The sequence below is a fragment of the Alteromonas sp. ASW11-130 genome (assembly GCF_026183735.1).
Classification (GTDB): Bacteria; Pseudomonadota; Gammaproteobacteria; order Enterobacterales; family Alteromonadaceae; genus Alteromonas.
In genome coordinates this window covers 135,292-149,342 of the sequence record NZ_JAPFRE010000025.1, presented here as the reverse complement: position 1 = coordinate 149,342, position 14,051 = coordinate 135,292, and the positions used below count along the sequence as shown (strand labels likewise).

The 14,051-nt window shown below is 43.6% G+C and carries 12 protein-coding genes and 1 pseudogene; 7 read left to right on the top strand and 6 right to left on the bottom strand.

What is annotated here, in order from left to right; all coding sequences use genetic code 11:
- A pseudogene (gene tuf, locus OPS28_RS09135) lies at positions 1 to 198 on the top strand (elongation factor Tu); the annotation flags it as partial.
- 852 nt (positions 199 to 1,050) lie between these two features.
- Here the strand turns inward: tuf and OPS28_RS09130 are convergent.
- The gene (locus tag OPS28_RS09130; RefSeq protein WP_265609147.1) at positions 1,051 to 1,725 is read right to left on the bottom strand and encodes an LNS2 domain-containing protein; all 675 of its coding nucleotides are present in this window, start codon (positions 1,723 to 1,725) and stop codon (positions 1,051 to 1,053) included.
- Positions 1,726 to 1,887: 162 nt separating this feature from the next.
- Here OPS28_RS09130 and OPS28_RS09125 point away from each other — a divergent pair, with 162 nt between their 5' ends.
- Positions 1,888 to 2,961: a CNNM domain-containing protein gene (locus OPS28_RS09125; RefSeq protein WP_265609146.1), complete on the top strand. Its 1,074-nt coding sequence runs from the start codon at positions 1,888 to 1,890 to the stop codon at positions 2,959 to 2,961.
- On the opposite strand, the gene pdsS is transcribed toward OPS28_RS09125, so the two are convergent.
- The 3 genes from pdsS to OPS28_RS09110 form a co-directional block, all read right to left on the bottom strand.
- Positions 2,962 to 5,130, bottom strand: a complete 2,169-nt coding sequence (gene pdsS / locus OPS28_RS09120; protein ID WP_265609145.1) for a proteobacterial dedicated sortase system histidine kinase — start codon at positions 5,128 to 5,130, stop codon at positions 2,962 to 2,964.
- A gap of 3 nt (positions 5,131 to 5,133) precedes the next feature.
- Entirely contained in the window at positions 5,134 to 5,823 is a 690-nt protein-coding gene (pdsR, locus tag OPS28_RS09115) for a proteobacterial dedicated sortase system response regulator (protein WP_265609144.1), read from the bottom strand.
- A 469-nt stretch (positions 5,824 to 6,292) separates the two neighbouring features.
- On the bottom strand, positions 6,293 to 6,469 hold the full coding sequence (locus OPS28_RS09110; protein WP_265609143.1) for a hypothetical protein: 177 nt from the start codon (positions 6,467 to 6,469) through the stop codon (positions 6,293 to 6,295).
- 88 nt (positions 6,470 to 6,557) lie between these two features.
- On the opposite strand from OPS28_RS09110, the gene pdsO reads away from it, so the two are divergent.
- On the top strand, positions 6,558 to 7,274 hold the full coding sequence (pdsO, locus tag OPS28_RS09105; RefSeq protein ID WP_265609142.1) for a sortase-associated OmpA-like protein PdsO: 717 nt from the start codon (positions 6,558 to 6,560) through the stop codon (positions 7,272 to 7,274).
- A 762-nt stretch (positions 7,275 to 8,036) separates the two neighbouring features.
- Here pdsO and OPS28_RS09100 read toward each other — a convergent pair.
- Entirely contained in the window at positions 8,037 to 8,663 is a 627-nt protein-coding gene (locus tag OPS28_RS09100; RefSeq protein WP_265609141.1) for a carboxymuconolactone decarboxylase family protein, read from the bottom strand.
- A 148-nt stretch (positions 8,664 to 8,811) separates the two neighbouring features.
- Here OPS28_RS09100 and OPS28_RS09095 point away from each other — a divergent pair, with 148 nt between their 5' ends.
- From OPS28_RS09095 to trmB, 3 genes are read left to right on the top strand one after another with little or no spacing between them, the layout of a single operon-like run.
- Positions 8,812 to 9,753 carry an ABC transporter ATP-binding protein gene (locus tag OPS28_RS09095; RefSeq protein ID WP_265609140.1) on the top strand — a complete coding sequence of 314 codons (942 nt, stop codon included), beginning with the start codon at positions 8,812 to 8,814 and terminating at the stop codon, positions 9,751 to 9,753.
- Positions 9,743 to 10,516, top strand: a complete 774-nt coding sequence (locus tag OPS28_RS09090; protein WP_265609139.1) for an ABC transporter permease — start codon at positions 9,743 to 9,745, stop codon at positions 10,514 to 10,516. The genes OPS28_RS09095 and OPS28_RS09090 overlap by 11 nt, the downstream gene beginning before the upstream one ends.
- Positions 10,516 to 11,193 carry a tRNA (guanine(46)-N(7))-methyltransferase TrmB gene (trmB, locus tag OPS28_RS09085; protein WP_265609138.1) on the top strand — a complete coding sequence of 226 codons (678 nt, stop codon included), beginning with the start codon at positions 10,516 to 10,518 and terminating at the stop codon, positions 11,191 to 11,193. The genes OPS28_RS09090 and trmB overlap by 1 nt, the downstream gene beginning before the upstream one ends.
- A 19-nt stretch (positions 11,194 to 11,212) precedes the next feature.
- Here trmB and OPS28_RS09080 read toward each other — a convergent pair whose 3' ends face one another.
- On the bottom strand, positions 11,213 to 11,932 hold the full coding sequence (locus tag OPS28_RS09080) for an EAL domain-containing protein (protein ID WP_265609137.1): 720 nt from the start codon (positions 11,930 to 11,932) through the stop codon (positions 11,213 to 11,215).
- 332 nt (positions 11,933 to 12,264) lie between these two features.
- Here OPS28_RS09080 and panP point away from each other — a divergent pair, with 332 nt between their 5' ends.
- Positions 12,265 to 13,875, top strand: coding sequence for a pyridoxal-dependent aspartate 1-decarboxylase PanP (panP, locus tag OPS28_RS09075; protein WP_265609136.1), 1,611 nt, complete (start codon positions 12,265 to 12,267; stop codon positions 13,873 to 13,875).
- Positions 13,876 to 14,051: the final 176 nt, after the last annotated feature.

Sequence of the window (14,051 nt, the reverse complement as noted above, 5' to 3'; positions counted from 1 at the left end):
CAGTTCTACTTCCGTACAACTGACGTAACTGGTGCCGTACAGCTTCCTGAAGGTGTGGAAATGGTAATGCCTGGTGACAACCTTAAGTTCGAAGTTGAACTGATTGCTCCTATCGCGATGGACGAAGGTCTACGCTTCGCAATCCGTGAAGGTGGTCGTACCGTAGGTGCTGGTGTTGTAGCTAAGATTATCGAATAATCAAAGCTGACATTGAGTCATCCATAGAAAGGTCGCGTAAGCGGCCTTTTTTGCTTTTTGCGACCCGTTCGGAATTACATTGATACGTTTTAAACTTGTTTTAGTGAAGTATGGTAAGCGGACAGGAGACAGTGTGGACAACTTTTCGCGCTGTAGAACTACAGTACGTTTAGGCTCGAAATCGCTGTTCAATTTCTATTGTTCTCATCAAGTCGCTATTGGTGTAATGGCGGGCGCCTTATTTACTCCGGCGATATAACTAAGTTTAATTGCGCTAAACTCCAAAGTTAGCTCACGATCCGAGAGCGCATCACGGAAAGCGTTAAACGCTTTATTGTTCGTATGATTCGGTCTGTTAACTTACCTTTGCAGGACAATTAGAACTCTTTCATTGACTCAAGGCATCTCCCACGAGCTACTACAAATCTATGAATGAATAAAACCTTGTTAAAGGTTGTTGTGTATACGCGCTCAGCCATGCCGTTTTGCACGAAGTGTACATAGCGGTTTCATGTGTTTTACCGCAACCTCCATGCTTTATCATAGCCTGTTTATATTCATTTCCTTAAACAATGGCACCTAGTGACCATTACTATCGAAAATGACGCTATTCTACAATTTGCGAACCCGCGCTGGGGGCACAAACTAAAGAGCAATCCGCTTGAAATGGTGATGTATATGCGTAGGCCCGGTAACCAAGCACAGTATTCCTAGCCTCTTATCTTACAAACAAAATCCGCGGGTAGGGTCTAAAAACATACGGAATGAGTCATTAACCACGTTCATAAAAATATCAAAGTTTCTGATATAGATAATCGGAACAACCGCTTTACCTTTAAACAAATAGTTAATTTAGGGTGATGAGTTCAGCATGGGTGGTTGGGTATCCCCCGAGGTGCCTTCTAGGGAAATTATCTGCATAATCTGTTCGAAATGCGGTTGCCAGCCAGTCAAACATTCGGCCCATATTTGCTCGGTTAATTGGCACTGTTCAGCGTCTTCTCGTTGTACGGCGAAAATACGCTCTCTAGGTATACCTACTTGTGAATAAGCTTCAAAATCCGTATGCGTATCGCCATAGGCTGCGACCAGCATCCATCCCTCATCGACATATTTTTGTAACATACCAGCTTTAAACTCCGCTGGGTTAAAGTGCTCTGCGTGAGTACGTGGAACATGAATTATGCCTGCGGGAAAATCATTTTCTTGAAGCCAGTCAGGAATGGGAAATTGAAAAAATAGGTTGCGTGCACTGAGATAAATAATGGTGTAACCGTTCTCTGCAAACAAATTTACGGCCCGCGCGGCGTTTTCTCTTGCGGTATTGATAGCAATTGGCTTTGGCGTTAGTGTACCATCCACATCAAATACTATGGCACGGCTTTTACCGTCAATAGCAACTGGCACAGGCTGATCGGGTAAGGTAGTACAGCCAGCAGTGATAAGAATGCTAAAAATAATTGTCAATACGCGCAAACCGAATCCTCCAGTAAGTGTTGTGCGAGATGGCAGATGTTGAAATTCCACAAAATAGCCCACAAAACTGTATTTGTTTATTTACCCATGTAAAAATACAGCGACAAACACCTTATTCAAATGCTTCTGCTTACTTACGGTATATTCGCTCAATTTGAACAACTTTTTTGGAGACAAATTGATTATTTCTATTTCCGCTAATGGAATACTATTATGTTGTTGTTGATGTTTTATGTGCTTATCGCACTTGGGTTTTCTTTTCTTTGCTCAATAGCCGAGGCGGTGATATTAAGCGTATCGCCTGCTTATGTTTCGGTTTTAGAAGCTGAGGGTAAGAAAAGCGGGGTGTTGCTACGCAAGCTCACTGACAATATTAATAACCCGCTTTCCGCCATCCTAACGCTAAATACTATTGCTCATACGATGGGAGCTGCTGGCGCAGGAGCACAGGCTGCAATCGTTTTCGGCGATGCGTACCTCGGCCTAATATCCGCTATTTTGACATTTTTGATATTGGTTTTTTCTGAAATTATTCCTAAAACTCTTGGCGCTACTTATTGGCGCGCATTAGCCCCGATTACCGCGTATTTCCTCAAATATTTAACGCTTGTCCTTCACCCTTTTGTAGTGATGTCCCGTTGGATGACCAAAAGCTTCAAAGAAGACAGTCCATTACGAGGATTAAGCAGAAACGAGATGCAGGCCATGGCTGAAGTATCCAGTCAGGAGGGCCAATTAGCCAACCACGAAGCCGCTTTTTTACAAAGCTTACTTACCTTACATGAGTTTAAAGTAAAAGATGCGATGACCCATCGAACTCAAATGTTTTCTGCTAATGAAACTATGTTAGTTTCAGAATTCTTTCATAAACACAGTGATATCGAGTATTCACGTATTCCGCTGTACTCAGAAGACGATAACGAAGATATTACGGGTTACGTCATGCGCACTGACTTACTGTTAGCCAAAGCTAGAGGGAATGAGGATAAGCCGTTGGCGACCTATCTGAAGAAAATGGTCACAGTACTCAATACTATGCCGCTTTCATCTACATTTGATCATTTTTTGCAAAAGCGTCGTCATATGTTGCTGGTAGTGGACGAATATGGCGGCTTGGAAGGTATTATTACCCTTGAGGACTTATTAGAGCGGTTGTTGGGTGTAGATATTCTAGACGAAAAAGATAACGCTGTGAGCATGCGTCGATACGCCAGAATGCTGGCGAAACGCAAAGAATCGATGATGCTTAAGAATGTACCAGATCATTCTTTTACACAAACAAAATAATTACAATTTGGGAAGTGAAATTGTGACAACCACCCCCGAATGATCCGCGAGGTTGTTAATCTGTAAGTGGCCTTTGTGAAACATTGCTATGGTATTGGCAATATACAAACCTAAGCCCAGGTGGGGGGCGGTGGTCGTATCCTGATGACTTACGTCCGTTCGGACCGATACCATAGATTGAAGCAATTCATCTTGCATATCATTGGGCAACAATGGCCCGGGATTAACCGCTTTAACCTGTAAATATTTTCCACTTTGGCATACTTGCAAGGTTATTGTGTCATCGGGTTGACTAAATTCAACCGCATTACTGACAACCTTGTCTAACATTTGAACAAGTAATTCGGGTACGCCTTTAATTAATCCGAGATCAATTTCTTTGGAAAAAACGAATTTTCGGGTGTCGTAAGCCTGCTGATAACCAGCGAAACAAGCCGAAAGTAAGTTTGTCAGGTCGACACGTTCAGATTCTTCCTGCGTAATTGCGTGCTCAAGTCGTGTGGCCTCACTCATGCGGTTTAATATGGTACTGAGCCGAGTGATCCCGTCCTGGGCTCTTTCGATGAAGCCTTCATTGTTGGATTCAGTGTTAAACTGTTTTAAGTTGTCTAATGATGACTTAACGATTGCAATAGGGGTGCGTAGTTCGTGAGATAACCGCGAAGCCATGTTTTCGAGGTATGAATTATACTGTTGCAACCGCTCAATGACCGTCGCAAAGGTTCGAGATAGGTCGCCTATTTCGTCTTGTTGTCTGGCAGTGCTAAGTTGACCAACAATTTTACCACTCTCGTCGATGACACTTTCGGTCTGATCCCGTAGCCTTCTGATACGTGACGATATACGATTAGCAAACAGAAATAACCCCAGCGTGCCTAATAGCATCACCGCGATAATGACGTGAAATAACTGTTCTAAGGCGCGATTGCGTAAGGTTCGGATGCCGTGGGTAGTTTGCTCTACTATGACAGCCCCTCTCACTTCACCATCAATAAAGATAGGGTGGGATGCGGATAAAATGACTGCTCGGTTATCCGGTGTTAAACGCCACAAGGATTCGGCACGACCTGCTAATGCAGTTTTGACACCCTGGGTTTCGATTTCATAGGCATTTTCCAGTTCATCCACAAAATTATCCGGCGGACGAGTCAAGATGTGATAGTACACAGGTAGGATCCAGTGTTTCTCAATCCAATTTAACCATGCCCAGTCAAACTGTTTACGGGGTTTCACCCGTACGCCTGTTGCAGCTTGAATATTCCCCGCTTTTGCTAAAACTCGCTGATGTCGATCGACTACCCATACTCTAGAATCTGCGTATTTTAACCCAGCTAAAATCTGCTCAATTTCTGGAGAAGGAGAGACAACCGTACCTAGCTTATCGAACTGGTTTGGATCGGCGGTACCAATAGCGTATTTTTTTTCGCGTGTGAGGGGATCATCTACATCTACCAAAGCGAAGGCAAGTGATCCTGAAAACAGGGACAATGGGAAACGCAATTCAATATTGTAACCCGTCTGGGTTTGTCGCCAGTGGCCCTGAATTTCTAGCGCATTCTCAATGGGAAAAATATGAGCGGAGTCATCATCCAAGCGATAGGCATTTATCCAGCCAGGTTGATAGGGAGAAATGCTGTAACGAGAAAACTTTCCATGCTTGTCGAGCAGACTGATTAACAAATGGTCGCTTTTATCTATTTTCAAACTTTTATTATTGCGCCAAATTAACTGTTCATCTTCGACCTTAAACATAGCGTACAGATATTGCTCATACTTACCGACCATATGGGTAAAGCTTAGAGATGTAGTGGAGTTGTCAGCTATGTACCGCTGAACGACTTTGTTGTTACCGTAAACTTGAGCAAGGCGAATAATGTCCTGCCAATCATCAAATTTACCGTCTAATCGAATTGGGTTGTCTAATTGAGGAGCGTACAAGTCGGTGCCCGGACGAATATTCTGTAAATAGGATGAGCGACTTTCAAACAATGCTTTTCTTTCATGCAACGCAGTGGCTACAGCGCGCGCCGTTCCCAGCATGGTTTGTTCTTGGCCATTACGAAGGTATTCTTCGACTTCCCACACATATTGATATCCCAGCCAAGGGATGGTGAATAAAAATAACGAGAGAATGACCAGTTGGAAACGGATAGAAAATCTAAAACGCATTAATTAACTCTGCCAGCGGTAGCCCATGCCATATACGGTTTCAATGTGATCAAAATCTGGATCTAATTGCACAAATTTTTTGCGCATACGTTTAATGTGTGAAGTAATCGTGGAGTCGTCGACCACCATTTGTGATTCGTCCATTAATTGTTGACGGCTTTTTACGTGGCCAGGTCGCTTGATAATGGCATGTAACATCCAAAATTCGGTTACCGTTAACGCTACAGGTCGTTCCTTCCAGCTCACTGTCATGCGACTTACATCAACCAATAGGTGGTTTAAACGTATCTGTTCACTTTGCTGTGAAGGCGTAGAAAGCAAGTCAGTACGGCGAAAAAGTGCGGCAATTCGGGCAAGCAAATGGGCCATACTGATATCTTTCGTCAAATAGTCATCCGCCCCCATGCGGAAGCCACTAATGGTATCCACATCGTTATCTCGTGCCGTGAAAAAAATGATGGGTAAGGTTTGTGAGAGTTGCCTTAACTGCTGACAAAGTAAAAAACCACCCTCCATTTCATCTACCAATCCAATATCTATGATGGCTAAGTCTGGTAGTGAATTTTCAAAAGCTTTCGAAGCCGATGGCCGGTCCCCAAATGCGTGGACAGTATATCCTTGTGCGCGTAAAGCAATTATGTAGTTTTCCCGAATGGCTTTATCATCTTCTACTAGCGCAATGGTGCGAGGCATAGGTAACGCCTATCTAAATACGATATTTCGCTACTATACGATAGTTTTCATTGGCGGTCAGAAACAGTTAGCTATTTCCCCTACATTGCCATTTTCCTGCCATATTTAGAGTTCAACGATTTGGTGGGGGTTGAAGAGTAAAGTCTTACTTGGCGTTATCGCAAAGTAGTTTGATTGCATTATCTTTTCTGGTCCCACCGCGTTTGCTGGTTATGACCTATATACGCAATGGAAGTTTTGTGCAGTTCGAATTGATGATCAATGTGTTTATATGCTGAGAGCGAAAGTAAATTATAACGCGAACGCATATCTGAGGCCTCTATTTTCTATCGACCCTATAAAAGTGACCACATAGGTTTAATATTAAAAAACCGAGATACAACGTTATAGTATTTATGCGCGAGACTATTTCTTATTGGAGCTGTTCTATCTAGATGCAGAGTATGAATACTGCCATTGGAGCCAGGCGTCAGAGCTCAGTTTGCTGGGCAGGCTGATAGCGATTTACAGAAATAAACAAAGCTAAAATCAATATATAATCTGCGTTTTGATATCTGTAGTGCAACATATATATACCCACCACGTTAGAGGGGGGAGGCTCGCTTCCAAACTGAATTGTGGCAACCGCGCCTCTTTTGTTCTCCATATTTCCACTTTTCCTTTCGTAGTTTGACAGAAAACTTCGATTTAATAAGTGCTCTTCACCCATAATTCTTAATAGAAAGAGTACAGCTATGACAAATACACTAAAACAAACCTTCATCGCAGCTTCAATTGTTACACTTATCCTGCCTGCTTCGGTAGCCGCTAAAGGTGATGAAAATCACCAACAAGATAAATCTATTGCTATCGGCTTGAGCACCGGAGCGGTTATTGGGGCCATCGTGGCAGGCCCAATTGGTGCTGGTGTGGCGGGAATAATCGGCGCGATGATCGGAAACGATGAAGTCCAAAAAGAAAGCTTGCTCAAAAAGCAAGCTGAACTTACCAAATCAACGCAAGCACTTAGCCAATTGGGAGCCGAAAACTATGCGCTAACTAAACGTGTAAAGGCTGCTGAATTAGCAATGCTGCATACGCCGGAATTATCATCGTTTGCTCTAGAACAAGCGGTACAGTTCAAAACGGGGTCGTATTCTATTGAACCGCCCTATGCGGAACAACTCAAGCTATTGGCAGCCGCACTCTTACACAACCAAAAGTTGCGCGTTAGAGTAACGGGTCATGCTGATAGTCGCGGCGACGAAGACTACAACGAAGCACTCTCTATGCAACGAGCCCTGTCTGTAAAGCAATTTTTAACCCAGGCAGGGGTAAAATCGGAACAAATTATTACTGCTTCAGTAGGAGAAAAGTTTGCGGCAACGGCGACAATTGAGGAAGCATTTTTTGACCGAAAAGTCGTAATGGAAATTTTCGATGAGCCTGAAAAGTTAACCGCGAACCGTTGAGTGTCTATCAGGTTAACAATCATCTCGTCATCACCACCAAAACTGAACCAGTATTTCGTCGTCACCACAAACGCGGTGATCTCCCTCGTCCACTATCATTGTTCAGGGGGCCCTGTCTTTCGACAGGGTGACGAACTTTCTTATGACATTGCGACGATGGTTTACCGCAAAGCGACACAAACACCTCGACATCACCGCGAACGCGGTGATCTCCCTCGTTCACTATCATTGTTTAGGGGAACCTGTCTTTCGACAGGGTGACTCTCATTTCGTCGTCACCGCGAAAGCGGTGATCTCCCTCGTCCACTATCATTGTTCAGGGGGCTCTGTCTTTCAACAGGGTGACTCTCACTTCGTCGTCACCGCGAACGCGGTGATCTCCCTCGTTCACTATCATTGTTCATCGGACCCTGTCTTTCGACAGGGTGACTCTCATTTCGTCGTCACCGCGAATGCGGTGATCTCCCTCGTTCACTATCATTGTTCAAGGGGCTCTGTCTTTCGACAAGGTGACGAATCTTTTTTACGACATTGTGACAGGGGTTACCGCAAATCGACACAAACATCTCGTCATCACCGCAAATGCGGTGATCTTCCTCGTTCACTATAATTGTTCAGGGGACCCTGTCTTTCGACAGGGTGACGAATCTTTTTTATGACATCGTAGTGATGGTTTACCGCAAAGCGACACAAACACCTCGTCGTCACCGCGAAAGCGGTGATCTCCCTCGTTCACTATCATTGTTCATCGGACCCTGTCTTTCAGCAGGATGACGAACCTTTTTTTCGACTGCGTGACGTATTGTGTTTCCCGCCCGTCCAGCCCCCTTTTTTTAGTACCTTTTCCCCTAAGGCTTTAGGAGAAGCTTCTAAATCAGTGGCCATAGAATCGTTCCAGCGATTCAAAAACCCGTAGAGGCTAACAGCGGCCAGAATTTCTACAATTTGATCATCATCCCAATGTTGCTTCATACGGGCCATCAGTGTGTCATCGACTTGATTGGGTACACTTCCGGCGGCGAGCGCGTAATCTAACGCCACGCGCTCCGCTTCAGTATAAAGTGAGCTGGTTTGATACTCCCAGATAGCTTGAATTTTATCATTACTTACCCCGTGTAGACCGGCAGCAATAAGTGAATGTGCTTCACAATACTGACATCCAGCCGCTCTGCTGGCAAAGTGAGCAAGTAACCGTTTGAAACCCATGTCGACAGTGCCATCAGGAGCCATAACTGCTTTGGTTAGTTCTGCAAAACCTTTTACAATTTTGGGACGGCGTTGCATGGTAAGTAATGAATTAGGCACAAATCCTAATATGTTCACAAAGACGGCAAAATCATCTTTTAACTCAGGTGAAGCGTCTTCAGATAAAGGGGATAGATGCGCCATATAAATGCCTCGCTTATTTTTGATTTGCTTTTAGGACAATGTCAGGGTTGAAAAATTCGAAAATATAACAATTTAAGTAGCTTGCAGTATTTTATTCTCTGTATAGCATAACAAAACTACATCTACTCTCAAAAGGACAGGCATCTTCATGAAAGCGCTGGATATTTCCGGATTACGTAAAGTCTACAAGGGCAATGTTGAAGCCCTTAAAGGCATTGATCTTGTAGTAAAAGAAGGCGATTTTTTTGCTTTGCTTGGCCCCAATGGAGCGGGTAAATCGACTACTATCGGCATCGTCAGTTCGCTCGTTAATCAAACCGATGGCGAAGTTAAAGTGTGTGGTTTTGATTTGGCTAGTCAGAAAGAGGCAGCTAAAGCTTGCATAGGTCTAGTACCACAAGAGTTTAATTTTAATCAGTTTGAAACGGTTGAACAAATTGTACTTAATCAGGCTGGCTATTACGGTGTACCACGAGGACTCGCCAAAGAGCGAGCGCAAAAATACCTGACACAACTGGATTTGTGGGAAAAACGCGGCGCGCGAGCCAGAGAGCTCTCCGGTGGAATGAAACGTCGTTTAATGATTGCTAGAGCCTTGATGCACGAGCCTAGAGTGCTGATATTAGATGAACCCACGGCGGGGGTGGATATTGAAATCCGACGCTCGATGTGGACATTTCTAAAAGAAATAAATCAGCAAGGGATCACTATTATTTTGACCACCCACTATCTGGAAGAGGCAGAAATGTTGTGTCGAAATATCGCCATTATCGATAAAGGGCGTATTGTGGAAAATACAACTATGAAATCGTTATTGGCTAAATTAAGCCTGGAAACCTTTATATTAGATTTAGGTGAAAACTCTGCAGTTCCTGAATTAAAAGGGTTTGAATACCGTCAGGTAGATAGCCATACCCTCGAAGTCGATGTAGAAAAAACGGAAGGGCTGAACCCGGTATTCAATCAGCTGTCACAGCAAGGCATCCAGGTAATGAGTATGCGTAATAAATCAAATCGTCTGGAAGAACTTTTCGTTCGTTTAGTGGAATCAGGCCGTAACCAGCAGGAGCAAACCAGCAATGCAAAATAAGAACAACTGGGTCGCTCTTACGACTATCTGGATTAAAGAATGTACGCGTTTTTTACGCATCTGGGTTCAAACATTAGTGCCCCCGGCTATCACCATGAGCTTGTATTTTGTAATTTTCGGTAGCCTGATTGGGAACCGAATAGGGCAGATGGATGGTTTTAGTTATATGGAATTCATTGTGCCGGGCTTAATTATGATGTCGATCATTACTAATGCCTATGCAAATGTGTCTTCATCTTTTTTTAGTGCCAAGTTTCAGCGTAACGTAGAAGAGTTGCTCGTTGCCCCTGTTCCTACCTGGATTATCATTGCAGGGTACGTGGGCGGAGGCGTCGCGCGAGCGGTGTTAATAGGCATAATTGTTACAATAGTTTCGTTATTCTTTGTGGATGTGCAAATTCATCACTTTGGGATTATCACCATAACATTGCTGTTAACGGCATCCTTATTTGCCACTGCAGGTTTAATCAATGCGGTGTTCGCTAAGACCTTTGATGACATCAGTGTAGTACCAACATTTGTCCTTACCCCACTCACTTACCTTGGCGGTGTGTTTTACTCCTTAAGCCTATTGCCTGAGTTCTGGCAATGGGTAAGTAAAGCAAATCCAATTGTGTATATGGTTAATGGCTTCCGCTATGGGTTCTTAGGCGTATCCGACGTTAATATCGAAGTCGCATTAGCCTTGCTGGTAGGGTTTAATGTTTTACTATTTGGTGTGGCGTACTACCTATTGGATACTGGCAAAGGGATCCGCTCCTAATGAGCGAATCTTGCGGCAATTCCCGGTCCATCAGTACCAATCAAACTAGTGTGCACGATAAGCTGGACGATATTGTCAAAAAATACCAGCAAAACGAAAGTAAGCGTCCAATTAGTGAACATACTGACCTTGCGTTCGAGCAAACATGTGATTGGCTTGAGGGTTGGCAGGGGCCGATAATTCTCGACTCATGCTGCGGTGTGGGAGAAAGCACCGCGAATCTGGCGAATAAGTTTCCTGACCATAAAGTTATTGGCATTGATAAGTCAGAGGCTCGCATAGGTAAACATCATGCCTATCAAAAAGGAGACAGTAACTATTTACTGATAAGGGCAGATGTAAATGATTTCTGGCGCTTAGTACGATCGTCAAATTGGCAGGTAAGTCAGCACTACTTGCTCTATCCCAACCCCTATCCTAAAGCCAGTCAGGTGCAAAAGCGTTGGCATGCCAGCGCCGCCATGCCCGCTCTCATGGCAATTACTGGCAATATTCAGGTACGAAGTAACTGGCTGGTGTATTTGATGGAATTTGCTCGGGCCGCTAGCCATTACGGTGTGAGAAGCGATCTTACTTCCATAGTGCAAGAGGATGCCTTCACCCCCTTCGAACGTAAGTATCAGCAAAGCGGCCAAACATGTTGGAAACTCGATTGCTATAGCGAAGAGGGTGAGTAAGTAGGTTTACCAGAATTTACTAATGTTCTACCGGCTTGGGTTCGGGCTTACTGAAAACATACCCCTGAGCATACCGAATAGGCAGCTGTTTCACCTTATCTAACGTTTGTTCATCCTCTACGTGCTCGGCAACCAGAGCAATGCTACGTTGCTGAGCAAGTTCACAGATATTTAGCAGAAACTCTTTTACCTCAGGCTGAGTATCGAATTGGCGAATTAAACCGCCTGCTAATTTGATCCCCCGCACAGGCATAGACATCAGGGTTTTAATGTTACCTGGTGATTTACCCACATTGTCTATAAATACGCCAAGCCCACTATGCATACTTTTATCAATAAAGGCTTTTAATCGATCAGGATATTTCAGTGCCGTACTGGCATTTACCTCAACACTCACCCGGGACGGGTTGGGATAATTAGCCAAATGCATAATTAATGTATTGGTAAGTTCTTCACAATCCAGATCGCTTGCATCAAGATTAATGTTCCAGGGAATATTCACGTTTTTAAAGTATTTTGCACTTTGCGTGAACATTGTTTCGGTTAGCTGATGAACATGATTATTACGCTCAATCAAATACAGAAACTCGCTTGGCAAAAACGTTTTATCAGAAGGTGTAACCAATCGAGCAAGGCATTCGTAGCGCCATACACGCACATTCTCCAGGTCCACTATAGGCTGAAAGTAAGGTACGATGCTTTCAATACTAAAATTTTCAGTCACTTCACGGATAGGCATGATTCTTAATTCCAGATCGTTCTTATTTGACTATAGCAGAGACCGCTAATTAAAAAATGACAAATATTCGTTGAAACCCCTAATTTGAATAAATTTGCAGCTTCACCCTCCATTAAGCGATAGAATCATTAACATGATTTATGCTCCAGATATCATTTGAAATAGTAGTAGCCCCTTGGCTAAACCCGCATTCTGGGGTACAGTTCGGCTCTTTGTCGTCGCAATGCTAAATTTTCATATTTAGTATCAAACGTTCATCCTGAATAAAAGGATAATTTAGTAACGTTTGATGTCGGTGAATAGTTTAGTTTAAATTTTTAGAGGTGCGTTTAGTGGGTGAAGCTCAGGTCAGTCTCAGGCATTTGTATAGGGTATTTACCAAGCCTGAACACCAGGATTCTAAACTTGCCCAGATAGAACAGCATCTATCTGATAATATTTTAGACTTTCTTTCTCAACATGTGGTCACCAAAAAAACCTTATTGGAAGAAATTGAGCAGGATTTTTCCGATTCCCGGGTCCCAGAATCGCCAGAATTCGTCTCTTCCCATGCTGAGTCTTTGTTAGACAAGCTGGTGGCCCACTCCGTGAACACCTATTCCCCTACCTTTATCGGACATATGACATCGGCGTTACCTTACTTTCATTTACCCCTTTCAAAACTAATGGTGGGGTTAAATCAAAATCTGGTAAAAATTGAAACCTCCAAAGCATTCACACCCCTTGAACGTCAAGTACTCGGTATGATGCATCACTTAGTGTACAACGAAGATGATATTTTTTATCAACGGTATTTGCATAGCGCACGCCATGCATTAGGTGCATTCTGCTCGGGCGGTACCGTTGCGAATATAACTGCCCTATGGGTGGCCCGTAACAAAGCCCTTGGCCCCGAAAAAGGCTTCGGTGGTGTTGCGAAAGAAGGGTTGGCCTCGGCGTACCGTCATTATGGCATCAACAACCTCGGTGTAATGTGTTCTAAACGAGGACATTACTCGCTGTCTAAAGCTGTTGATGCGCTCGGAATTGGTCGTCAACAATTATTAGCGCTGCCTTGTCCCACTCAGACGCTCAAGCCCGAAGATGCGCTTAAAGCCGGGAAAGCCTATCAGGAGAGCGGGAATCGTCTGTTAGCGATTGTTGGTGTAGGGGGCACTACCGAGACAGGGCACATTGATCCATTAGATGAATTAGCTGATGTAGCAAAAGAATTAGGCTGTTGGTTTCACGTTGATGCTGCCTGGGGTGGCGCAACCTTGTTTTCTAATAAACACCGTCACAAGTTGAAAGGGATTGAACGAGCAGATTCAATTACAATCGATGCGCACAAACAAATGTATGTCCCAATGGGGGCAGGTATGGCGTTATTTAAAGATCCGGAAAACGCCAATGTGGTAAGACATCATGCCCAGTACATTCTTCGTGAAGGTTCTAAAGATTTAGGTGCCACCACATTGGAAGGGTCAAGAAACGGTATGGCGATGATGGTTTATTCATCCCTCCATATTTTTGGTCGCCGTGGCTACGAGCTGTTAATTGATCAAAGTATCGAAAAAGCAAAGACATTTGCTGAAATGATTAATCGCCACCCGGATTTCGAATTGATTACAGCGCCGACGTTGTCGCTACTCACGTATCGGATATGCCCCCGTGACATTCAGACTCAACTACAGTCAGCCGATACAGAGAAAGTCAACGAATTGAATCAAGTCCTTGACAGGCTAGTGGTTAATGTGCAAAAACTGCAACGTGAAGCAGGCAAATCGTTTGTGTCCAGAACCCGATTAGAAAGCCCTGACTATCCCGCTAATTCCGTAACAGTTTTTCGGGTAGTACTGGCAAATCCATTGACTAGTCGGCACGATTTGCAGGCAATTCTAGCGGAACAACATACGATTGCACAGAAAACCCAGGAATGGCAGCATTTGAATTCCTCTGAATAAGGAAACGCTAGGTCAAATGATCTGTACTCACATTACGATAGCTTTCGTCTGAGGATGATTGATAAAGTTTCTAAGATAAAATATTTACTTCCTCGCATAGCACATATTAAGGTAAATAAAGTTAATATTTTAACAAAATAGTAATGTTTTAAATTAATTAAAATTTGCTTATAATT